General features: G+C 45.2%; 18 protein-coding genes. 9 read left to right on the top strand and 9 right to left on the bottom strand.

The window, feature by feature from the left end:
- Positions 1-120: 120 nt before the first annotated feature.
- The gene (gene xthA / locus BS617_RS05655; RefSeq protein ID WP_075171900.1) at positions 121-936 is read left to right on the top strand and encodes an exodeoxyribonuclease III; all 816 of its coding nucleotides are present in this window, start codon (positions 121-123) and stop codon (positions 934-936) included.
- Between the two features lie 59 nt (positions 937-995).
- Here the strand turns inward: xthA and BS617_RS05650 are convergent, their stop codons facing one another.
- Positions 996-1904 (bottom strand): universal stress protein, encoded by a 909-nt coding sequence (locus tag BS617_RS05650; protein ID WP_075171899.1) that lies wholly within the window; start codon positions 1902-1904, stop codon positions 996-998.
- Between the two features lie 355 nt (positions 1905-2259).
- Between BS617_RS05650 and BS617_RS05645 the strand changes: the two genes are divergently transcribed.
- Complete coding sequence (locus tag BS617_RS05645) at positions 2260-2544, top strand: ArsR/SmtB family transcription factor (protein WP_075173445.1); 285 nt, start codon at positions 2260-2262, stop codon at positions 2542-2544.
- Positions 2545-2625: 81 nt separating this feature from the next.
- Here the strand turns inward: BS617_RS05645 and BS617_RS05640 are convergent, their stop codons facing one another.
- Positions 2626-5361, bottom strand: coding sequence for a bifunctional acetate--CoA ligase family protein/GNAT family N-acetyltransferase (locus BS617_RS05640; RefSeq protein WP_075171898.1), 2736 nt, complete (start codon positions 5359-5361; stop codon positions 2626-2628).
- A gap of 351 nt (positions 5362-5712) precedes the next feature.
- Here BS617_RS05640 and BS617_RS05635 point away from each other — a divergent pair, with 351 nt between their 5' ends.
- From BS617_RS05635 to BS617_RS05625, 3 genes are all read left to right on the top strand, one after another.
- A complete protein-coding gene (locus BS617_RS05635; protein WP_075171897.1) occupies positions 5713-5904 on the top strand; it encodes a PA3496 family putative envelope integrity protein in 192 nt (63 codons plus the stop codon).
- 267 nt (positions 5905-6171) lie between these two features.
- Positions 6172-6375 (top strand): PA3496 family putative envelope integrity protein, encoded by a 204-nt coding sequence (locus BS617_RS05630; RefSeq protein WP_075171896.1) that lies wholly within the window; start codon positions 6172-6174, stop codon positions 6373-6375.
- 266 nt (positions 6376-6641) lie between these two features.
- Positions 6642-7175, top strand: a complete 534-nt coding sequence (locus BS617_RS05625) for a DUF2058 domain-containing protein (protein ID WP_075171895.1) — start codon at positions 6642-6644, stop codon at positions 7173-7175.
- A 45-nt stretch (positions 7176-7220) separates the two neighbouring features.
- Here the strand turns inward: BS617_RS05625 and BS617_RS05620 are convergent, their stop codons facing one another.
- On the bottom strand, positions 7221-9830 hold the full coding sequence (locus BS617_RS05620; protein ID WP_075171894.1) for a bifunctional diguanylate cyclase/phosphodiesterase: 2610 nt from the start codon (positions 9828-9830) through the stop codon (positions 7221-7223).
- Between the two features lie 147 nt (positions 9831-9977).
- Between BS617_RS05620 and BS617_RS05615 the strand changes: the two genes are divergently transcribed.
- A complete protein-coding gene (locus BS617_RS05615) occupies positions 9978-10886 on the top strand; it encodes a DMT family transporter (RefSeq protein ID WP_075171893.1) in 909 nt (302 codons plus the stop codon).
- Here BS617_RS05615 and BS617_RS05610 read toward each other — a convergent pair.
- Complete coding sequence (locus BS617_RS05610) at positions 10859-11473, bottom strand: SH3 domain-containing protein (RefSeq protein ID WP_170870321.1); 615 nt, start codon at positions 11471-11473, stop codon at positions 10859-10861. The genes BS617_RS05615 and BS617_RS05610 overlap by 28 nt on opposite strands.
- A gap of 181 nt (positions 11474-11654) precedes the next feature.
- Between BS617_RS05610 and BS617_RS05605 the strand changes: the two genes are divergently transcribed.
- Genes BS617_RS05605 through BS617_RS05595 form a run of 3 tightly spaced genes read left to right on the top strand, consistent with a single transcriptional unit; the run spans position 11655 to position 13276 of the window.
- Positions 11655-12176 carry a hypothetical protein gene (locus tag BS617_RS05605; protein ID WP_075171891.1) on the top strand — a complete coding sequence of 174 codons (522 nt, stop codon included), beginning with the start codon at positions 11655-11657 and terminating at the stop codon, positions 12174-12176.
- A 3-nt stretch (positions 12177-12179) separates the two neighbouring features.
- Entirely contained in the window at positions 12180-12782 is a 603-nt protein-coding gene (locus BS617_RS05600; RefSeq protein WP_075171890.1) for an SCO family protein, read from the top strand.
- 17 nt (positions 12783-12799) lie between these two features.
- Complete coding sequence (locus BS617_RS05595; protein WP_075171889.1) at positions 12800-13276, top strand: copper chaperone PCu(A)C; 477 nt, start codon at positions 12800-12802, stop codon at positions 13274-13276.
- Between the two features lie 19 nt (positions 13277-13295).
- Here the strand turns inward: BS617_RS05595 and BS617_RS05590 are convergent, their stop codons facing one another.
- The 5 genes from BS617_RS05590 to BS617_RS05570 form a co-directional block, all read right to left on the bottom strand.
- Complete coding sequence (locus BS617_RS05590) at positions 13296-13811, bottom strand: elongation factor P hydroxylase (RefSeq protein WP_249263576.1); 516 nt, start codon at positions 13809-13811, stop codon at positions 13296-13298.
- A gap of 81 nt (positions 13812-13892) precedes the next feature.
- Entirely contained in the window at positions 13893-14597 is a 705-nt protein-coding gene (locus BS617_RS05585) for a hypothetical protein (protein ID WP_075171887.1), read from the bottom strand.
- A 101-nt stretch (positions 14598-14698) separates the two neighbouring features.
- Entirely contained in the window at positions 14699-15424 is a 726-nt protein-coding gene (locus tag BS617_RS05580; protein ID WP_075171886.1) for a hypothetical protein, read from the bottom strand.
- Between the two features lie 248 nt (positions 15425-15672).
- A complete protein-coding gene (ttcA, locus tag BS617_RS05575) occupies positions 15673-16569 on the bottom strand; it encodes a tRNA 2-thiocytidine(32) synthetase TtcA (protein WP_075171885.1) in 897 nt (298 codons plus the stop codon).
- Between the two features lie 129 nt (positions 16570-16698).
- The gene (locus BS617_RS05570) at positions 16699-24267 is read right to left on the bottom strand and encodes a retention module-containing protein (protein ID WP_075171884.1); all 7569 of its coding nucleotides are present in this window, start codon (positions 24265-24267) and stop codon (positions 16699-16701) included.
- Positions 24268-24272 lie beyond the last annotated feature (5 nt).

Raw genomic sequence — 24272 nt, 5'->3', positions numbered from 1 at the left:
CCAGCTACCAATCAAAGATAACTAACAACCTGATAGTTAAATCAAATCGCCCAGAGCGGCCAACTTCCCGTCGCCATGTTATGATGCACAAAATTTGACTAACAGTAAGACACTCATCCCATGAAAGTAATCTCGTTTAACGTTAATGGCATCCGCGCCAGACCCCACCAAATAGAACAACTCATCGCTACCCATCAGCCTGATATTATTGGTTTACAAGAAACCAAGGTAGACGACCCTCAATTCCCTGTAAGCAGCATTACAGATTTGGGATATCACGTTGAGTTCTTTGGCCAAAAAAGCCACTACGGCGTGTGCCTCATCACCAAAAAGCCACTAATCAGTGTACAAAAGGGCTTTTTGACAGATACCGAGGATGATCAGAAACGCATGATTATCGGCCAATATGAAAGTGATCAAGGCAACCTGGTTACTGTGCTAAACGGCTATTTTCCGCAAGGTGAAAATATAAACCACGAAATCAAATTCCCTGCAAAGAAGCGTTTCTACGAGGATTTACAAGACCACCTCACCACTCATTTATCCAATGATAAACATGTGATTGTCATGGGAGACTTCAACATATCTCCAACCGATTTAGATATCGGCATTGGCGAGGTTAATCGTAAGAGGTGGTTGAAAACCGGCAAGTCGAGCTTCCAGCCTATTGAGCGTGAGTGGTTTGCCCGCCTGTTAAGCTGGGGACTGGAAGATAGCTACCGTAAAATTCACCCAGACCGCGCTGACCGCTTTAGCTGGTTTGATTACCGATCGCGTATGTTTGAGCTAGAACCTAAACGTGGACTACGTATCGATACGCTATTGGTTACGCCTTCGTTACTAGCGGCATGTACAGATGCCGACATAGACTATGATATACGAGCAATGGAAAAACCGTCCGATCATGCACCCGTGTGGGCAGAGTTCGATATTTAATGTAAAAAGCAGAGGCCCACATTAAACAGACTTAACGGGCCTCTGTGTAGACCTACCCGTTACTTATCATTAATTAATAATAAATCGGCATCCACCGAATCCATAATTCGTTCTACAGAGCTACCAATTAACAGTCGATCCGTTATTCCCCGTGACACAGACCCCATCACAATCACATCAATTAACGCTGATTGACAAAGATCTTCAATCTCTTCATGAAACTCTCCTTGCTCCAAATGGGGAATGGCATCATGCAATGCTTGAGCTTCGAATAACTCGGCTAGAGCCTCTTTGTGCTGCTGGGTAATACCTTCTTGTAACTTTTGAAAATTCAGGGTCACGTGTTCATTAAAAATAGTGGCTTGAGGAATTGTCGTAAACGCATGCAGCACGTGTTGCTCAGCAACGAGCGCTTGGCTAATTTTTTTAAAAACCTCGATAATTTTTAACTCAAGTAACTCTGAACGGCTACCTGGATGGAACGGGTCGATCGCCGCAAGAATACGTGGATGGCTGCCCCAAGCTGACTCTTTAATCACTAACAAGGGTTGCTCTACTTCCGCCACCAATTTCCACTGACCTTGATTGAGTACGTAACTTCCTTTGTGCAAATTAAAAGGTGCCACAATCAAATCAGGCGAGAAATGATTAGCTTTAGCTGTGATCGTTGCCGCGTAATCTTTGTGCCAATCCACATCATATCCAACAGAAACACCTCGGGACAGCAGCACTTGTGATATTTCAACTAGTTGTTTCTCAAGCCCCTTTACATAGCCTTGAATCGCTTGTTTTTCTGCTTCACGATCAAAACGATAAGCATTATGAAGCGACCCACTATAGCCAACCGCGTACAACTCAACTAATGCATCTAGCTGAAGTGATAATGTGGTAACTTTATTGAGATAGTAATCGGGAAATACACCATCAATCCATTGCGTTGGATCGATCAAAACTAGTAATTTTCTCATGAGTTATCTCCCTAGCATTCGCCATTCTCTGCATGCGCTTTACCGCATTCACCGTGTTAGTCGTCTGACCGATAAATTATCTTTTTATAATAATTAGATTATCCGCGTCGTGAATGAGTTCATTGCGTATTCATGACCTAGATCTATATTTGTACAGTCTAAATTAAGCTATTTGTTATAGGCTTAAATGTTAGGAATAATTGAGTACATATTGGCGTTTTTGTACAATCAACGTCATACTTTTGGTCAAGTCTTATGAGCGCTGATTCGCTCTTACTAATAACAATATTCACTAATTATGGAGTCTACATTGGCTACAACTGAACTTGACTCAACCCCAGAAGCTCTCTCATTAATGAAAAGCAACGCGGCGCAAGCGGCCAAACTCATGAAAGCCCTTGGCAACGAAAGCCGGTTATTGATCTTATGCCATCTCGATAATAAAGAACTATCGGTTACCGAACTTAACAACCAAGTCGACTTAAGCCAATCAGCCCTATCTCAACATTTAGCCATTCTTCGCAATGATGGCCTAGTACAGACACGGCGAGAGTCGCAAACCATTTACTATTCGCTAGCAGGTGACAAGGCAAAGCGTATTATCCATACACTGCACGAAATGTTTTGCCCTAACTTGTAACCTTTATTATTCACGAGAACCGTAAACATATGAGTGTTTAGAGTGACTCACCATCCGCGAACACTCGTGCATTCTTATTAGCTATTGATGTAAACGCGTTATCTGCCACTCTTCTGTTGGTTCATTTAGCATCATCCTCATTTCTACGACTTCATCTTCGGCATTAAAAACATTGGTAAAACCAAGCTTGGCAGCTAAACCTTGCATTCCTTTATTGGCTGGCAATGTAGAGCCTTCAAGCAAAAGCGTGCCTCGCTCTTTACAGTACTTGATGACTTTAGACATTAGGATTCTCCCTAACCCCTCCCCTTGCAGGTCATCACGTATAACCACTGAAAACTCACTTCGGATATTATCGGCATCGGTCACCGCCCTAACAACTCCCAAGGTTTCGGGGCCTTTTCCATCTAAACGAGGAGCCGAAACAATAAATGCCATTTCACGGTCGTAATCTATTTGAGTCCAAGTAGCTAATTCTTGGTGTGTAGGTATACCGCGGCTATAAAAATAGCGCATGCGGATAGATTCGGGGCTGAGCTGGTTGTAAAAAAGGAGATGCTCAGGCTCATCTTCTGCCCGTATAGGTCTAACAACAGCAGGTCTTCCTGAGCGTTTAAGGGTAATTGGTTCTTCTAAATTACCGGGGTAAGGCGATATAGATAAGCGTGAAGGCTCTCCCAGCGACACGGATGCATCAACCGCCAATATTCCGAGCTTGTTGAGTAGCAGTGGGTTAATTTCTAAGCATTTTAATTCGGGAAGATCGACGACCATTTCTGACAGTTTGATAATCAATTCACATAACTGCTCTACATCACGCTCAGGTTGATAACTGCGCTCATTGATAATGCGGTAAACGCGTGAGCTTTTAACGAGCTCCAGCGCTAGAGACATATTCATTGGAGGCAACATAACATGTCGATCAGCTAGCACATCGACCGCATAGCCGCCTGCACCAAATACAATCAACGGCCCATAGGTTGGGTCTCGTGTTATGCCCACATTGATTTGTAAAGATTGAAAGCCTCGTTTCATCTGTTGCACACAAAAGCCAAACAGCTCACTTTCGCTAAAGCGCTCACTCATACGGTACGCAAGCTTAGTGGTGGCATGCCTTACCTCACTGATGGAGTAAATATCTTGCGCGAGGTCATGCCATCGCTGTCGGCTGTTTTCGTCGTAATTAAATGGATAAACATTTTCAACGTGCAGTGCTTTAACCGCGACAGAGCCTCCTAATTCACGCGCCAGCGCTATAACGCCATTGATATCATCAGCGTAGTAGCTATTCTGTACCGGTATATCGTACAGTTCTAATAAAGCACACACTTCGGAGTGGGTTAAGAAATCTCTATTTTGCGCCTTAGCATTCTCCAACAAACCAACGGCTTTTTGATGATTTTGAGAGTTTTGCTCAACATAAGTAGGTGGTGTTTGGCGCATAGTAACTTGGTTACGGTGATAATCAACCATGTGCATAAAAGCATCAATGGCTTCTTCAGGCGTAATAAATGTTGCTACATTAACCGAATTACAATGGTTACGAGCTGCAATAGCGGTAGCTCGCCCCATCCAGCAAGTTAAAATATTACGCATGGATTTACGAGCGACCTTTACCACTTCCTGCGCTGTTTCCAAACTAGGCGCTAGACGTGTGGGTGCATGAATACATAGCACCGAATCGACTGATGCATCTTTTACTAAAATAGCGATTACTGCAGCAAAGCGCTCAGGGGTTGCATCCGTGTTTATGTCGAGTGGGTTTTTGCCATTCCATTCATAAGGGAGCAATGCATTTAATTTAGTGACCGTGTCCTCAGATAATGGCGCAAGCAACCCTCCCCGCTTTAATAAACGGTCTGTGGCTAATGCATTTGGCCCCATGCCGTTGCAGACAATCGCTAACCGCTCCCCTCGTAATGGTTTCATACGCGTCAGGGTTTCAAGCGCGTGAAATAACTCATCCGAAGTTTCTACCCGTACAGCGCCCGCTCGGCGCAAGGCCGCATCATAAATTCGATCTTCATCGGGAATACCTGGGGCTAAAGGGGGTTTATTAGCCTCTTCAAAAATAATATCGGACTTCAAAACGAGCACGAGTTTATTTCTTGAAGCCGCACGCAAAGCCGACAAAAAGCGACGAGCCGAACCAGAAATACGATCTAACTGCAAAAGAATGGCATGGGTATATGGGTCTTTAGAGACATAATCAATGACAGCAGGAAGATCTACATCCACCCCATGACCCAATGTCATAAAGTGTGAAAAGCCAATTTCTTGCCCATTAGCCCAATCTATCATTGCCGTACCTAGCAACCCCGACTGACCTATGTAAGCAACCTTACCTTTTTGGATATTAACGTGAGAGTAGCTGGCGTTCATTTTTGAACCAGGAACCAAAAGCCCCATACACTCGGGCCCCAAGATACGTATTCCATAAGGTTTTGCGGCTTCTTTAACGTCCTCACCCAAATTCGATACGCGCGGATTACCCGATATTGATAACCCCCCGGTAAGTACCATAGCCGCTTTAACACGATGACTACCCAATTGGCGGACGATATCGGCCACAGATTCTGGCGGAGCACAAATAATAGCCAGATCTGGCATTTCAGGAAGATCAGTTAAGGCGCGATAGCAACGCACACCAAATACAGACTGATACTCCTCAGGGTTAATAGCGAACAACCCTCCGGGAAAACCACTGTCGAGAAGATTCTGCAAGACTATACCACCCATACTTCCTTTACGTTCTGAAGCGCCAAAAACAGCAATTGAACGGGGTTGGAAAAAGCGCTTTAGGTACTTAGTACTCACATTTAATCTCCCGAGGGTGAGCTAACAGTATAAATGATGGGTCGATTTTTTCCGTAATAGAAGCATAAGCGGATGGCAGATTTATCACCACGCTTTTTATACAAAATAACGGACAGCTTGGCATAAACAGGCTAAAGACTGCTAACCAGCACCCACATCAATAGTTACGAATCCCATTGTTTAATACAACATCAGCCTGAACATAAAACACCACTTACTTGATTTACATTCAAAAAAAATCACCTAATAAAGGATTTTTTTTCAATTTACAGCAACTGTTCACATCGCTAAAAATTGACACATATTTGCTACGTTACTACCTAACTTCCATTGACTAAACGGGGGACTATTATGGCTGGAAAACAACACAATGATGACTACCTAGACGATGCGGACATCCTAGACGGTGATGATGACATCGATCTTGGCTTTATTAGCTCTCAAAAAAACACTCGGCGCGGTGTGAGAAAAAACATAGAGGAAATGCTAGAAGCACGCGAGCTTCGAAGAAGTATGCAAGACATATTTGATGATGATTTTTAATCTATTGTTTTTAATATATAAATTTGAAATTTCAGTCACAAATCTGTCATGCGATACCTGACCAACAAACACGCTCGTTACCGATTACGAATATCGCAGAAAACGAGATTCTTAATAAAAAAATTTAATTTTTCATAAACAAAAGAAACACACTATATTCGCCAATAAGCACTACAAAGTAATGCTTACCAACGTATTTATTGAGCCGAGCCTACTAAACCGATTAGGCCGGATTAAAGCATGTATTAATATTGAGAAGTGTTTTAAATGACTACTAAGATTCGTGTTGAAAAGCTATCCAGCGACGATATTGATGACTGGAGCGACTTCTACTCCGATGATGAAGAATCAAGCAAGGGTAGAAAAAGGATAGGGTTCAACGGTAAGAAGCGCCGCCTAATTGAAGACACTCTCGAAGAGCGACGCCTGATGAGCCAAATTAGTGACGATCTTGAACAACTGGATTATTAAAAACCTAAACGCTTTCCTTATACGCTAATTAGACTATCATTAATAAGGTATCGTACTGTATGTAGTAGGCGATACACTTAAAACGGCCGCTTTGGTTACTGTTCTCTCCAACGAGGCTCCAGAGCGGCCGTTCATCCTACACCTGTCATGTTTTAGGCCTATGCTCAACGCTACGGCTGCCCAGTTAGAAAACCTCATCGACCTGTTATCCATCAAACCGCCTTATGTTATAGTGCCTCAATTACATACATGATAGGTATACACTGATGGCTATTTCCCTGCAAGATCAACTACTAAAGGCAGGACTGGCGTCTAAAAAACAAGCCAACAAAGTTAAGGCTGAGAAGCGTAAGTCCAAAAAGCAAACATCAACACCAGAAACACCTGCGCTCACTCAAGCCGAGCTACAGGCCGCACGCGAAGCTAAAAAATTACGAGATCAACAACTTAATTTAGATCGAGAAGTCGAACGAGCAAAAAGGGCTGCCGAAGCCGAAGCAACCCAAATCATTCAACAATTCGAGATTAAGCGTAACCCTGATGCGGAGATCCGCTACAACTATACGTATGGATCTAAAATCAAAAGCATTTACGTTACACAAGAACAACAAACAATGCTCTCTAAAGGTACTTTAGCGCTTGCCGTACCCGAAGAAGACAACGTTTTTATCGTCCCTCCTGACGCCGCCGAAAAAATAGCAGCGCGCAAACCTGAGTGGATTATTCAAGCTAAAAAAGAAGAAGTAGACGAAGACGACCCGTACGCGGCCTACCAAATACCTGATGACCTAATGTGGTAACGTCACGGTTAATAACATTATTTAAGACTCACATAGTGGTGAGTCTTAAATAGCCCAATCAGGCTTCTCTTTGAGAGAACGTAAGTGAGACTGCATTTGCTCACAATTTAATGGCTTAGTGAAAAAATATCCTTGGCCGATGTCACAATCGTATACCCTTAGCAATGCTAGTTGGTCTTCATCTTCTATACCCTCCGCCACCACTTTTAGGCCCAATTTGTGCGCCATCGTAATAACCGTATGGGTTAAGGTCGCATCACTTTTGTTCTCGACCATGTCCATGACAAAGCATCGATCAATTTTCAACGTAGAGACAGGGAATCGGGTTAAATAACTAAGCGAACTATACCCTGTGCCAAAATCATCGATTGATAAAGAGACACCTAACTCTAACAATCCATTAAGAACCGGCTGCACTTCGTCCAAGCGTTGTGCAAGCATTGACTCTGTAATCTCCAGTTCAAGACATTTGGGATTAACGCCCGTTTCTTCCAATACATTTTGAACAGTTTGGATTAAATCCGAATGTGTTAATTGCTTCATTGACACATTAACCGCCATTGTTAACGGGTGATCAGCGTCTTCTTGAAACTTTTTCAGGTCTTCACACGCTTGGTACAGCGCGAATTCACCTAGGCTATCAATGACACCTATTTCTTCTGCTGCTGTAATAAATTCCTCGGGAGAAACAAACCCAAGTTTTGGGCTATTCCAACGCATTAAGGCTTCAAATCCATAGACTTCTCTATTGCTTATACGATTTTTCGTTTGATAAGCCATGAAGAGCTCTTCATTAACCAACGCCTGACGAACTTCACTTTCCAGTTCAACTTTACGCTTATTACGCTCATCAAGCTCGGTATTGAAAAAGCTGTAACAGCGACGCCCTAAATTTTTAGATTCATATAGAGCGATATCCGCATATTTAAGCAACCCTCCCACATCACCGCTGTCTTCTGGATAACGCGAAATCCCAATACTCACGGACACGAACAAACGCTTACCTTCTAATTTTACCGGTTCTTTTAAGATTTCCATGATGCGTTCGGCTTGCTCTTTGACATCACTTTCATCGGTAAATCGAATGTAAATAAGAAACTCATCCCCACTCATGTGACAGGCTGTCGCGCGCGACATAACGGCTTTTTGTAAACGCATGGCAACCATTTGCAACATTTGATCACCCAGCATGTGACCAAAGGTATCATTCACCTGCTTAAAGTTATCAACGTCCATATAGAGTACGGCTACTTTTTCTTCGTTCTTCCAGGCTTCTTTTAGCTGATCTTCTAATAAATCATTAGTTCTACGCCGATTGGGCAGACCCGTTAAGGCATCGAAATTTGCCTGTTTATATAAGCGCACTTCTGTTCGTTTTCGTTCGGATATATCTTGAGCAACAATGGCATAGTTGGTCAGTGAGCCATCATTATCAGTAATTCCACTGACCGAAAACGAGAACCATTGTTTTGGCTCTTTAGCTAAACGCTCCCCATACCAACTATCGCCATGATCTAAACTGTGCTTTATGGATTCAAGATCTCGGTTTAATAACCGGTACGGATATACATCCAATAATGCCTTGCCTACCTCTAAGCGACTCCCGACGCCCTGCTTATCGGTCTGGCGTTTGTTATCATATTCAACCATCCAATTCGCATCGGTTACCACCACACTACTGGGGCTTTGCTCCATCGCCTGCGAGAGCTTAAGAACGTTTCGCTCAGCCGTGTCTTTTTCTGTTTCTGATAAAGCGGCACGCTTTAGCACTACACGAAAAATAAAAAAGCCAGCCACAATAAAGATAAGCACAGCCATGGCTACATACTGCATTCGCTCAAACCAGCGGGCTTTTATCTCCGACATATCAACACCACTCACAATATAGAGCTGATATTCAGGCAGATAGCGCGAAGCAATATCTACTTCCTCATTTTGAAACGTTACCGAGGTCGGATTAAGAATGGTTTCTTGTGATAATGAGTCTGTGGATTTTAAGGCGCTAACAAACTCGGGATCGACATAAGTATCTATATAGCCTTCCCAGAAATTGGCCGACTCGGGGTAAGCCGCATATACACGCCCATCGGGTCCAACTATCAGCGAACGCCGTTGCAGGCCATCTTCATCTGATACTTGCCACATTTCACTGTTATCTAAAAGACGATAGGCAGCAACAACATACCCAGTCACTTTCCCTTGAGAATTATAGACCGTTGACTTAATTGGCAGTACGCTTTCGCCAATAAAAGAGGGACGAAAAGGCAGCCCTATCATTTTGTCATTAACAAATAAGGGCTTCCATTCATCAGCTTTTAGGTCGCCTGTTGTTACTTTGGGTTGATAATTTTCATCCAGTACTGCCATGACTCGCATCTGAGGAGTGGCTTTCAAAATATCCTCTAAGCGTTGCTGTCCAGCATCATAGCTTAAAGAGCTGGCAACAGAATCTAATACACTTTTCTGACGGCTTAAAAACTCACTAATTGCGGATGAAAGACCAATGTTATGAGGGATTAATGAATTATTAGCCTGACTTTTAACCGTATTCCAGGTCACTATGCCAAAAATAACCAGAGCCAATAACATTAAAAAAACCAACAGCCCGTATACGAGCTTGTACCATTTCACGGTATTAGTTTGCACGTTTGGCATGTCATCCCTTAAAAAATAAAAGTCCAGAGCCGTATTCTAACACTTGTTTAAATAGCCTCACATAGGACAAGTGTTCAGTCTGCTCTAGTTTCTGCTGCAATCATTTACTGAGATAAGTATAGTGCGTTTTTTATTGAGAGGTATGAAGTGAATACGCGAAATACAAAAGCTGATTTAATACTACTATTGGTCGCGGCTATATGGGGGTTTGCCTTTGTTGCTCAACGAGTAGGCATGGATTATTTGGGGCCATTTGGCTTTAATGCTGCTCGTTTCTTATTAGGCGCGCTATCTCTAGCGCCCCTGTTGTGGCTTATAAAAAACTCAAGCGCTTCGGCAAATACTGGCTTTTTGTTAAAAGCGGGAGTGGTGACAGGTCTACTTCTATTCAGTGGTGCATCATTACAACAAGTAGGGCTGATCCACACAACTGCAGGTAATGCAGGATTCATTACAGGGCTTTACATTATATTCGTCCCTATTATCGGTTTGTTTTTTATGCAGAAAAACGGGGCCAACACTTGGTTAGGCGCTGTGCTTGCCGTTATAGGGTTATATTTTTTAAGTGTTAATGAAGGATTCTCCATTAACCAAGGGGATATCTACGAACTTGTAGGCGCTGTATTTTGGGCCTTACACGTCATTGCTATTGGCTATGTAGCACCAAAGGTCGACAACCTTCGCCTAGCAATTATCCAATTTGTTATCTGTGGTTTACTGTGTTTATTGGTCGCCATTTCTATCGAACGAGCCTCTTTGACCCTCGATAATTTAACCTTAAGCTGGCTACCCATAGCCTATGCAGGCGTTATGTCAGTTGGGGTTGCCTACACCTTACAGATTGTCGCACAAAAAAACGCGTCACCTTCTCATGCGGCTATTATCATGAGTTTAGAGGCTTTATTTGCAGCTATTGGCGGATGGCTGCTTTTAGATGAGCAACTTGATTCAAGAGCGACCTTCGGCTGCTCTTTGATGCTGGCAGGCATGATCATCGCGCAAGTTCGCTTTAAACGACGCGCCAAAACTCAGACTGGATGCCCTACACAGCGGTAATCGACCACTGTCACACTACTGACTGGCTGCTTAGCAGACGGAAAGATAACGAGCTGCATGCGTGCAGCTCCTTCCCCATGTTTTAATGGCGTACGAATATTACCAGACTCTTGTACAGGCAATGCCTCTCCGTCTTTAACGTTATATAACATTTCTGATTCGCACAAAACGGACACAGCTTCTGCATCTTGTGGCCCTGCAATTGAAATATCAATATCAAGTAGACAAGTAGCAATCACTTCCTTCTCTGCATCTTCCTGACACTCCATGTGCGCATAAGAGGCATGCGCCGTCACTGGTGTATTTTCCTGCCTAACTGCCGCATCCGGCTTAATAAAATCAGCATGCATCCAGCCTTCAATCTTTCTTCCATCAGGGTGCACAAAAAAGATATTAGCCCAATCCCCTTCCTTTTTGATCAGTAGAACCTGCTCATTTTTGTGGGCTTGAGCAATCGCTTTATTTTGGGTACCTGGTCCTGTTCTCACATTGATGGGTTCATCAATAACCGTATAGTATTCCAAAGCATGAACGCAGCTCCCTGCTAACAACAAGCTAGCGCATATAAGTCTAATTATTAAGCGCATAAAATCCCCGATAAAAAAGTAAGACAACATCATTTTTTCTTTTATAAACGAATAATAACCATACTATACAGCCAGAGCCACTATACCCCCGCATTAATGTAGAAAAACAAAGGCTATTAGTGCGACAATTAACCGCATTGTCATACCAACGGAACGGTATAAAATAAAAAAGGAGTTAAAGATGCCAAACAAATCACCAGAGATGCATAGTCGAAGGGGAAGAAGAGTCAGCCGCCGTTATAAAAAGCGCCAACGCATACGCATAATCGTTATTACTCTCCTAATTCTATTTATTGGGGGGTTAGTGTCTTTAATAAGCGTATTGAAGAAAACCGAATCATCTTCTGTATTTCACTTGGACCACGAGTGTGTTTTAGGTGAAGACACATGTGTAGCAATATCAGGCGAACAAAAAGTAACGCTTTCTACCAATGAGAAACCCGAATCGTTAAAAGTAATTACCTTTACAACAACGTTAACTAATATCCACGCTGATCATATTGTTTTGGACTTGCAAGGTAAAAAAATGTTTATGGGCATCAACCAAATTGATATGAAAAAAGTAAATGACAATACTTGGAGCGGCTCAATCGAAATGGCCGTTTGCACAACAGGATCAATGACATGGTTGGCGTCATTATTAATCCATGACGAAAGCCTCGCTTACCCAACCCGAGCAGAATTTGAATTTGTAGCCCAATAACTAATGAAAAACAATGCGCTAACCCCTTTACGGGGACTCATCATTTTTACTTTTTTGATACTCATTGGTTTAGGAGTATTTCTTTTCTTAAAGCCAACAAGCTTACCGAAAGCCATTCAACTAGGAGGGGACTTTACATTGCAATCGGCAGACGGCCCCGTTTCATTGAGTGATTACCGAGGTAAGGTCGTGGCCATGTACATTGGCTACTCAGCTTGCCCTGATGTATGCCCAACAGCATTAGCGATTATGCGCCAAGCCTTTGTTTCTTTACCACCCGAACAACAACCGTTTGTAGCTGGATTATTTGTTAGCGTTGACCCCGAACGTGATACCCCAGAAAAGCTAAAAACCTACACACAATTTTTTCATCCTGCGCTTACGGGAGTCACAGGCACCAAAAGTGAAATCGATGAGGTAGTTGCATTATATGGTGCATTTTACCGCCGCATTGAAATGGAAGACTCGGCGATGGGTTACGCGGTTGATCATTCATCACGGATTTACTTAATAGGTCCGCAAGGTAAATTACGTAATACCATTTCACATAACGCCTCACCAATTGAGCTCATAGAAGCCTTACAAGCTCTACTGCCTTCATCATAATAAAGAGATTGATCTGCATGAGAAAATTACTTATCGCTGCTTTGCTATGCCAAAGCACTTTCGCCCTAGCAGATATCGTTGTTAGTGAGCCATACGCACGAGCCGTGCCTCATGGCCAACTCAATAGCGCTGCATTCATGACTCTTAAAAACTCAGGTAACAAAGCTGTTGATCTCATCTCAGCCAGCAGTCCGGCCGCCGAGCACGTAGAGCTACATACCCACTCTAATGTAGACGGTGTTATGCAAATGCGACAGATAGATAAAGTAACGATTGAGGCCAATCACACAACAATATTAAAACCTGGCGGGCACCACGTCATGTTGATAGGCCTACAACAAGAACTGAATGAAGGGGATAGCATCCCTATGACGTTTACGTTTTCAGATGGCACCACTCAAGAAAAACAACTACCCATAAAATTCGTAATGCCCATGAACATGGATCATTCAAAGCATACTGAGCAATCAACAGAGCATAAGCACACGCATTAAGACGCTCTCACGCTCTGCCTCAAATAGCCCCTATGTGAAAAGCATCTAAAACTATAGGGGCTTTCGGATCTCCGGTACCATAAAACGCCACTAACGCTTCACGAAATGACTGTGCCCTCTTCGACAGGCCATGCTCAGCATAATCAACAACTTGATGATAAACTGCTTCCTTGAATGAGCTATTATCCGTTGCCTCACCATTAAGGTTATCTGCACTAATATAAAACCGATAACCCGCAGCCTGTGACAATATCCACTCGATTGCTTGTGGTTTAACCTCTACTTGCTCAAACGCTTTCTGTTCATCCTCGTTACGACCATCAGGGCGATACCAGTACCCAAAATCTTCCTTTAAGCGACGCTGCGGGCCAGCAATAAGCCAATGAGAAATCTCGTGTAAAGCGCTACTAAAATAGCCATGCGCAAAAATGATTTGGTGGTAACTACACAACTCTGATGCCGGTAGGTAAACCGGCTCATCAGCGCCCTTTACTAGCCGCGTGTTGTAATCAGCAAAACAATCATTAAACAACATTATCAAGTCTTGATAAGCGTGGCGTTTTTGACTCATAAATAAATAGTATTCATTGCTTGCAGTGACTGTTATTTGTTTACTTTATTGAAAATTTTGCCATGTATTCTCGCGCAACCACCAAGTCTGACCGGTTTTTTGATCAATGCGAGCTGCCACATACCCCTTAATATCTTTATCAGCCCGATGAACTTGAACCTCATATAACGAAGGCAAAATATCTGTTGATTCTTCTAACAAGTTCCAACGATTTTGATCCGCTAACCAGGTTTCACCGGAAAATCGATCATACCGAATGAGCACCCACTGCCCTTTGGCAGTATAGCCTGACACTAGCTCATAACTGGACTGTGTTTGTGCTAGTAAATTATTTAGCTGCGCTGTTAATTGTTCAACATTTTGAGGCGAAAGCGATGGCCCAACATTGGCAGAAGCAGCATTAGAAGCCCCATTAGAGGGAACTGTTTGGTTATTCAACATTTCTAAACGAGCTAACAGTATTTGCGCGTTACGCCTAAGTTCGGCCGTATCTGCTTTTATTTGAATCACTTGTTCCTGCAGTGTTAGCAATTGGCCTGATAAATAATTAATTTGATCACCGCCACTTACAGCTGGCTCTCTTTGGGGTGGGTCTGAGCGCTTATCTGCAGAAGTTGCTGGAGAATTGGTTTGGGCATCCTCTGATGCTGGCTCAACAGGCGGTTGGCCATCTTGCATAGGAACAGTTTCACATCCTGCTAGTAACATTAAGAAGAATACCGCAGAAACTGCTTTGATTTGTGCGTTCAACTTATAACACCTCAGCCAAAAAAATAGATACGCTAAAATAATGGCTAGAGTATATCAAACATAATTATCAGCAAGGCAACTGAATCAAATAGGCAATCAGCTTAGGCGCTAGACTCACCTTCAATGAGCATTTCATGGACACGCCAAGCTGAAAGCAGCATAGAACACAAACTACCGTACAAACTCACTAGCACCTTAGCTGAGGATAAGTCTCTATCTGCCGAATCGATCTTCCCGCTAATTAAATGTGTTCTATCTGCACGAAAGTTTTCAATCGCACTCAGCGTTTCTTCGCAACCGGCTACAAGCTCTTTAATAACGTGAAAATATTTCTTACCGGGAGACAACATTAAAGAGCGCTCCGTAAGACCAACCAAAGCTTTTAAATTATGCTGCATTGGATCCGGCACAACTTTTACGTTGCGGAGTAACTGATAGCAAAGCTGTTCAACCATTAAACGCATTTGTTCTACGGCCACTTCTGGCTTTTGCTCTAATGAAACAATAGCCTTATTCCAGGTGTCGTGTAACAAGGCTTCTGTTAATACTTGATGAGAACGGGCCACTTGCTCGCTGGTTTGAGTGTCTTTTTCAAGGCTTTCTAAAAAGTCACTAAACTGGTCAATAATGAAGGTCTTTCTGTCTTCGAGTGAGCCACAACTATACTTCAAGCTTTGCCACAAACTCGCAAGATCAGCATGCTCAATTACAAGCGCGGGCACTTTTTCAGACACATCGGCAAGCCCCATAAAAAAGTGACGCAATTTATGGTAATCCGATTCATTAACCTGACGGCCTGTTACATGAGCAATCAATAGATTTCTCATGTAAGTCGCCCTATGTAACAACTTGTTGTCGACTTCGCTCATATTCCCTCATGAGTCTGTGTAAACGAACTTGTAAACTAAGAAGCTACTTATCTTGTAGTACTAACAGAGACTATAACGAATAGTTGTCAGCAATACGAGTCAGTTACTATTTAGCTACACTTTTTCTGCTTACCTTATGTAATCAACTATAGGTGATTATTCCAAGTATACAAATCACGAACCTAACTAATGCAAGATTCGTATTTTTACATAGACAAGATATCTATACGATCAGACATCAACCCATCACCGATAGGATTAATTGACGCTATACCAGGTGTATTAGACTCTTTACTTAACCCTTTGAAATCAAACAAATTGGTATCTGCTAAATGAGAGGGAACCACATTTTGTAGAGACCTAAACATTGTCTCGATTCTGCCCGGATGAGTCTTATCCCATGACTGAAGCATTTCTTTAATAATTTGGCGTTGAAGATTGTCCTGAGAACCACATAAGTTACAAGGGATAATAGGAAACTCTTTTAGTTCCGCATAGACCTCAAGATCTTTTTCTCGGGCATAAGCCAAGGGACGAATAACCATATTTTTACCGTCATCCGAAACCAACTTAGGCGGCATCGTTTTAAGCTTGCCTCCATAGAACATATTCAAAAAAAGCGTTTCTAAAATGTCATCTCGATGGTGTCCCAACGCAATTTTCGTAGCACCTATCTCTTCAGCAAAGCCATAAAGCGTTCCACGCCGAAGGCGTGAGCATAAACCACACGTTGTTTTACCTTCTGGAACAACACTTTTGACTATCGAATAGGTATCGCGTTCAACTATATGGAAAGGCACGCCCAGTGATTCTAGATAGGCAGGCAAAATATGCTCAGGGAAGCCTGGCTGCTTTTGATCAAGGTTAACAGCAACAAGCTCAAAGGAAATTGGCGCACTTTTTTGAAGGTTCATTAATATGTCTAACATAGCGTAAGAATCCTTACCGCCAGATAGGCACACCATAACCTTATCGCCTTCTTCAATCATATTGAAGTCAGCTATCGCCTGTCCCATTTCGCGGCGCAGCCGCTTTTGTAGCTTATTAAGCCGCGTCTTGATCTTTTTCTCAGCCAAAACACTTTCGTCTTCTATATCTATCATCACACTACTATCAGTTATCAGTAAAAACTAAAAACGCATTATAACGAAGGCTTGAACGCTATCCTAATACTTTGCAATAAACAAAGCCCCATAAAAATGGGGCCTTGTGTAGCTCAACTTATAAGAGCATTAGTCAACAATTAACTGATTATTGCTCAACAATTGTTGAATAATATCAGCATCTGTTTGCACGCCTGCTCCTAAATCAGTTGTGCTTTGCAAAGTAATGATTTGGTCGGCATTTGACCCATCTGCGTTAATCCCGCCGTCTGATTTAATATATACAACGGTATCTGCGCCTGACTCAGCAAAGTGCAAATATTGATCCAAGGTATCTGTTGTTTCACCCTGTAACAAATCACTCAAATCAAGAACATCTCGTTCATCGCCTGGATTTTGGTATACCGCGAAATCGGTGATCGTATCGGAAGAGCCAGGAGCCCCCCAAATAAAGATATCATCACCAGCATCACCGGATAATAGATCAGATCCTGGGCCTCCAGTTATACGATCATCACCGTCTCCACCGTGAATTTCGTCGTTCCCGTTACCGCCTTTCAATCGATCATTACCACTATTACCAAAGATAATATCGTTTCCATCGCGACCAATGATTAAATCAGGTCCATCATTAGAGCCGTTTAATGTCTCAGAACCCGTTGTGCCGATAAGCACATTCATTCGTTCTACATCAACCTCAACGTATGATGAGCTTGTATCACCATCCATATCAGAAAGAACAAAGTCCATACGCTCAATGATCGACTCGGAAACACTATCCGGAGCGGTGTAGTTATAGTCACCGTCATCCATATCGACGGTAAAGATACCACCTGCAGAAGTGTTAATAGTGATTACATTCTCAGTTGCATCAAACGAGCTGTTGTTAGCTCCTCCCGATACACTAATTGTACTCGTAGCGATATCAAGGGTGTAAGTCACGCCTTCAACCGTTACAGACCTCACATAGCCTCCATCGGCACCTAGACTTTCTGAAAGCAGAGCCCCTTCAACCAACTTACCGCTAATTGGACTAATAACTGTACCAGCCAACACGTCATCGAGTTCATCAAACGAAGATACAATCGTACCACCAAGGTTTACAGAAGCTTGGCCATCGTAGGCAATAGGGTCGAGATAAGAAACATCATTGATCCCCTCACCCATACCAATTGCAAACGACTTAACTTGGTTAGTATTTAAGAAGTTTGTCCAAGTAGCCTCCTCATTAGCTGAAATACCCGTATCATTACCGTTCTGGTTGTAACCAGTACCGTTTCGGTTACCCGTCAGTGACGAGTTATTACCTGCACCAAACGTAGGTAAACCATCCGAGAAGAAATACGAAATATTCTGCGCTTCCGTTATTTTACCGTTACTGTCGAACGCATTAATTGCATCACCCAACGCCTCATCATAGTTTGTACCACCAGTAGCGCCAGCAGCACGTATAGCCTCAAGCTGAGCGATAGCCGTATCGATATCTTCCCACGAATTACCGTAAGCACTTGCGTTAGAAGAGAAAGTAACGAGTCGGACAGAAACGTCACCAAACTCATCGTAGCGTTGCAACAAAGTAATAATAGAGTCAATTGCGCTCTCAAGACGCGTTTGACCATCAATACCACTATCAAAATCCATGGACCCTGAAGTATCCAAGATAATCATCAAGTTGGTATCAATCATAGCCAGCTCATCTGTTTGGGCCACAACTTGTTCAGGACCATCATCTTCAACAGTAATACGTAACGTACCATTACCTGTTAATGAACCATCTGAGGCAGAAACACCAAAATCGATCCCAAAGCTATCTTCACCACTGGTATCAGGATGATCTAGCGCTTTAAGAAGATTGAACTGGTAGTTTCCAGAGTCATCGATAGAGATAGTCGCTACTGTCTCTCCGTTTGCGGTGGCTGTCAGGTTTTGAGTACCTGAACCTGACCAAGTAACTGTTTCACCACCGGAAGTTAAAGTAGACGTAGGTGCCGTTAACGTAACTCCAGAGATATTGTCGCCTTCTATATCAACAATATTGACAGTACCATTTACAGACGCGCTATCAGTTGTATCCACTGAGCCGGAAGCCGCATCGCTATCTGGCGAACCATCAATTAAGCCTTCTTCACTAACGTTACCTTCTGTAAAGTCTATGATTGGTGCGTCATTTATAGCGAGTACAGACACCACTACAGTCGCTGTATCACGATTACCGTCTTGATCAACGATGGTGTAGGTGAAGGTATCCGAACCGTTATAATTCGCATCTGGCGTATAGGTAATAGTTCCGTCAGGATTAACAACAATTGAGCCATTATCTGGGTTAGTTGTTGATTCAATCGTGAATGTTTGCCCCTCAGGGTCTACATCATTGCCAAGTACAGAGATAGTGACAGGCGTGTCTTCATTTGTGCTAGCCGTATCATCGGTCGCATCAACAGAACCGTCGGTAATTACTGTATTCGCTGCGGATTGAGGCCCAACTTCTGCACGTTCAAACAGACCTGCAGAGTCTACAACATCAGTAATGGTTGCGATTAGAGGCTCATCGGCTTCAACAATATCATCAAATGAAGCATCAACAGTAAACTCGGTTTGGCTACCTCCTGTAATAGAAACAGAAGCAGGCAAATTACTCGTATCAGCACCAGAAGCCGCTGCACCGGACCAATCCAGGTCAACAGAAACCGTGTCACCAGCAGGTACAATTACAGGGTTGCCTTCACTATCAACCAACGTCACAGTATAGGTAAGTTGAGCACCTTCAGACACTGAGCTTTGATCTACAGCTATGTTAGCGTAAACAGTATCCTCAGCAGTTGCTGTAGTGTCGTCCAGAATCATACCGACACCTACCCCATCAGCGGTCGTCGCATTGCTTGGGTTGCTCAACACCATGTCCAGTGTCTCGCTGCCTTCGGCTAGGTAGTCGTCCGTCACCGGTACCGTGATCGTTTGCGTCGTCTCTCCCGGCGCGAACGTTAATGTGCCTGTGACCGCGGTGTAGTCTAAGCCCGCTGTCGCGGTGCCGTCTTGGCTCGCGTAGTCCACGGTAACCGGTGCATCGCTTGGGTTACTCAAGGTAACGGTGAACGTCATCGTGCCGGCTGACTCGTCCACTGTCGGGGCATCATTGATGCTGATCTCAACCGTGTCGTTGTCTTCGATCGTCGTCGTGACGCTGTCGTTATTCGAGACGCGTACGTCTTCTAGACCGCCATCGGTGATCGTGTCGATGCTGACTGTGAAGTCTTCATCTCCTTCGGCGATATTGTCATTCACGGTGTCGATCGTGAACGTCGCTTCGGTCTCGCCCGCGAGGATCGTGACGCTACCCACGGCAACGTAGTCGTTGCCATCCGCATCGGTGGTGGTGTAGTTGAACGTGACCGTGACATCGTCTACCGGTGCTTGGGAGATGCTGACCGTGTAGTCGGTGGTGGTCTCGCCTTCGATGACGGTACCAGGGCCGAACAGGCTGATGTACGCCGTGTCCGCATCCGGATCCGTCGGGACGCTTTCTTCGGTGATCGTGGTGGTGACGCTGTTCTCGGTCTCTGAGGCACGTACGTCTTCTAGTCCACCGTTGCTGATGGTGTCGATGCTCACGGTGTAGTCTTCGTCACCTTCGGCGATGTTGTCGTCGATCGTGTCGATGCTGAACGTGGTGCTGGTTGTGCCAGCCGCGATCACAACATCCGCGACTTGTACGTAGTCGTTGCCGTCGGCATCGGTCGTCGTGTAGCTGAACGTGACCGTGACGTCGTCTACCGGTGCTTGGGAGATCTCTACGGTGTAGTTCGTTGTGGTCTCGCCTTCAACCACGGTGCCAGGTCCGGTGAGGCTGACGATTGCGGTGTCGGCATCCGGGTCCGTTGGCGCGGCTTCGTCGGTAATAATCGTGCTGACTTGGCTCACGCCAACCACGGTGTTCTCGAAGCTGCCTCCGGTGGTGTCAGTGATGCTGACGGTGTAGCTCTCGCTACCTTCGGCCAGGTTGTCGTCACTGGTCTGTACGTCGAACGTGGTGCTTTGTGTGCCGGCCGCAATGGTCACGGTCGTGAACACAGGCACGTAGTCGCCGTCATCGGTGGTGACGTGGCCCGTTTGGACGGTCACTTCGATGTCGGTTAATGGTACGCGATCCACGCTGACGGTATAGGTCGCTGCGTCGCCTTCCACTACGCTTGGGTCGCCACTGATGCTGATCGTGGCGGTGTCTTCGGCCGTTGGGCTGGCTTCGTCACTGATGGTGGTGGTGACGCTGCTTTGTGCAGGATTCACCGCCACCGCTTCGAACCCGCCAAGGCTTGGGTTGCTGATGCTGACGATGAAGTCTTCGTCTCCTTCGGCGTAGGCGTCATCCACGGTGTCAACGCTGAAGCTGACCTCGGTGGTGTTCGCCGCGATGGTGACTTGTGTGGTGCCTTCAACAATGTCGCCGGTCTCAGCACTGGTGTAGCTGTAGCTGATGTCGACGGTCATGTCTTGTGTCGGTGCTTCGTTGACGCTGACCGTGTAGGTGGCTGGCGCTTCGCCTTCGTCTACCGCGGTGTCGCCTGTGATGCTCACCAGTACCGTGTCTTCTGCACCCGGTGCCGCTTCGTCGGTAATGGTTCCGACGCCGGTGCCGTCCGCAATGACGGCATTGCTTGGGTTGCTCAGTACCATGTCGAACGTCTCGCTGCCTTCGGCTAGCGTGTCATCGGTGATTGGTACGGTGATGGTCTGGGAGGTCTCGCCCGGTGCGAACGTGAGTGTGCCGCTCACGCCGGTGTAGTCGGCGCCTTCGGTTGCTGGGTTCGCACTGGTGTTGTCGGCGCTGGCGTAATCAACGCTCACCGGATCAACACTTGGCGTGCTGAGGGTGACGGTGAACGTCATCGTGCCGGCGTCTTCATCCACGCTCATGTCATTGATGGTGAGGCTTGGGGTGCCTTCGTCGTCAATGATGGTGGTGGTGACCGGTGTGGTGTCCACGCTGAGGTCTTCGAAGTTACCTCCGGTGCTGCCGGTGATGGCTACCGTGTAGTCTTCGTTGCCTTCAGCCAGGTTGTCTTGGTTGTTGTCGACGGTGAAGGTCGCTGTGCTGGCGCCGGCAAGGATGGTTACTTGCTGGGTCGTTGGCACAAGGTCGCCGTCATCGGTGGTGGTGTGACCGGTGATGACGTCCACAACCATCTCGGTCTCAGCGGGGTTGCTGAGCGTGAGTGTGTAGGTCGCTTCGCCACCTTCGGCAACGGTGCTGTCACCGGCTAAGGTCAAGGTGGTCACGTCGCTGTCGTCTACAACGGTGGTGGTCGCTGTGTCCGTGGTGTCTAGGTTCTCGTAGTTGCCACCGCTGGTGCTGTCCACGCTGAACTCAACGGGGGTGTCGGCATCGGTGTAGACGTCGTCGCCCGCGGGGAAGGTCACTTCACCGGTGGTCTGACCCACAGGGATGATGATCTCTTCGCCGTTGTTGAGAGTGATCACTAATGGCGTGTCTTCTGGGGCGTTATCTACGGTCGCTGTGACGGTGATGTCGCCGCCTTCTTCTACGCTTGGCGTGCTGTCCAGTGTCACGGTGGTGGTGTCGTTGTCATCCACCACGGTCGTTGTCGCTGTGTCTGTGGTGTCGAGCGCTTCGTAGCCACCGCCGGTGGTGCTGTCGATGCTGAACTCAACCGGGGTATCCGGGTCGGTATAGGCATCGTCGTCCGCTGGGAAGGTCACTTCGCCTGTCGTTTGGCCCACAGGGATGGTGATGGTCTCACCGTTGTCTAGCGTGATGACCAGCGGCGTGTCGACCGGTGGGTTATCCACGGTCGCTGTGACGGTGATGTCACCGCCTTCTTCTACGCTAGGGGTGCTCTGAAGGGTGACAGTAGTTACATCATTGTCATCTACGATTATTGTAGTCGAAGTATCAGTAGTATCAATACTTTCATAACCACCACCGGTAGTGCTATCAACACTGAATTCGACTGGGGTATCAGGGTCAGCGTAAACATCGTCTGCTACAGGGAAAGTCACAGAACCTGTAGTTTCACCAACAGGAATCGTGATTTCTTCACCATTATCTAGCGTAATTACTAATGGTGTATCAATCGGTGGATTATCAACGGTGGCTGTAACCGTAATATCACCGCCTTCTTCAACACTTGGAGTACTTTCCAGGGTAACAGTAGTCGGATCATTATCATCAACAACTGTAGTTACTGCGGTATCGGAGGTATCAAGATTTTCATAACCACCTCCGACAGCACTACCGACACCAAATTCAACAGGAGTGTCTGCGTCTGCATAAACATTATCATCAGCAGGGAATGTAATTGATCCTACAGTTTCGCCAACCGGAATGATTATTTCTTCACCATTATCTAGGGTGATTACTAACGGTGTATCTATTGGTGGATTATCGACCGTTGCTGTTACTGTAATATCGCCGCCTTCTTCAACATTTGGCGTACTTTCTAAGGTAACAGTAGTCGTTGTGAGGTCTGCCGGGTCATTAGCATCAACAATTGATGTTGTAACAGTAGCCGCAGCTGAGTCTACAACAACAGCTTCAAAGCCGCCCGAAGTCGGATTACTGATGCTAACAGTAAAGTCCTCTACCCCTTCGGAATAAGCATCATTGACGGCATCTACAGAAAAAGAAACCTCAGTTGATCCAGCAGGAATTGTGACTTGGGTTACACCTTCAACAATATCACCGCTGTCTGCACTAACAAAGCTGTAGAGGATATCAACAACTAGATCTTCAACAGGAGCCTCATCTATAGTTACCGTATAGCTGGCTGTATCGCCTTCAGCAACACTGGTATCACCCGTAATACTTAACGTAACGGTATCTTCTACTCCCGGCGTTGGCTCATCGAGTATGGTACCGACGCCTTCACCATCAGCAATCTCTGCATTACCGGAAGTAATATCTGTTATGTCTAAAAGGAAGGTTTCCGGCTGCTCTGCTAAGTTATCATCCGTAATCGGTACCGAAATAACAACAGAGGTCTCGCCTGCGGGAATAACGGCTGTACCTGAGACTGGCGTATAATCGGCTCCATCTACAGCACTAGCATTATTGTTGGTGGTATATGTGAAAACAACGTCCGAATCAGCAGCAACATTTATGCTAACTGTAAATGCCAATGCACCTAGGTCTTCGTTAACGGTTACGTCATTAACGGATAGCTGTGGAATTGCAGCTGATTCACTCGAAACTTCTCCACCTGGCTCACGAATTATGTCATTCGTCTCTCGTTCAACACCAATGGTTTCGTAACCGGCTTCTGGGTCTTCTTCAAGCGCTGTCCGAGTCAATATTTCAAAACGAACGCCGTCATCGCCTTGCCCACCGGCGCCAGGAGCACCCGCGGCTGTTTCTTCAGCTACTTGAGTAGGGTCTTCACCAGCCAAGATGGCTTGTTGGATAGCATCAACTGCTGCAAGGTCTTCATCAGCTACTGCATCTTCTACAGGGTAGTCAGCAGCTTCAGTATAGGTTTCAGCTGAGATTAACCAGCTTTGCCCACCGCCTAGTACAACTTCTTGACCGTTAGCCATGTATATTTCAACAGACGCATCAGGTGAAGTTCTGATCAGCTCATCTGCAAAAACCTCATCACCAAGCGCAAGCAAACGCTCCGACCCATCAGATTTTATTGCATAAACCAAACCAGAAATAAAAGTAACCGTACCGACAGCAGAAGCCATGCTAT

The sequence above is a fragment of the Neptunomonas phycophila genome (assembly GCF_001922575.1).
GTDB classification, from domain to species: Bacteria; Pseudomonadota; Gammaproteobacteria; order Pseudomonadales; family Balneatricaceae; genus Neptunomonas; species Neptunomonas phycophila.
This window is presented reverse-complemented; position numbering and strand designations above follow the sequence as displayed.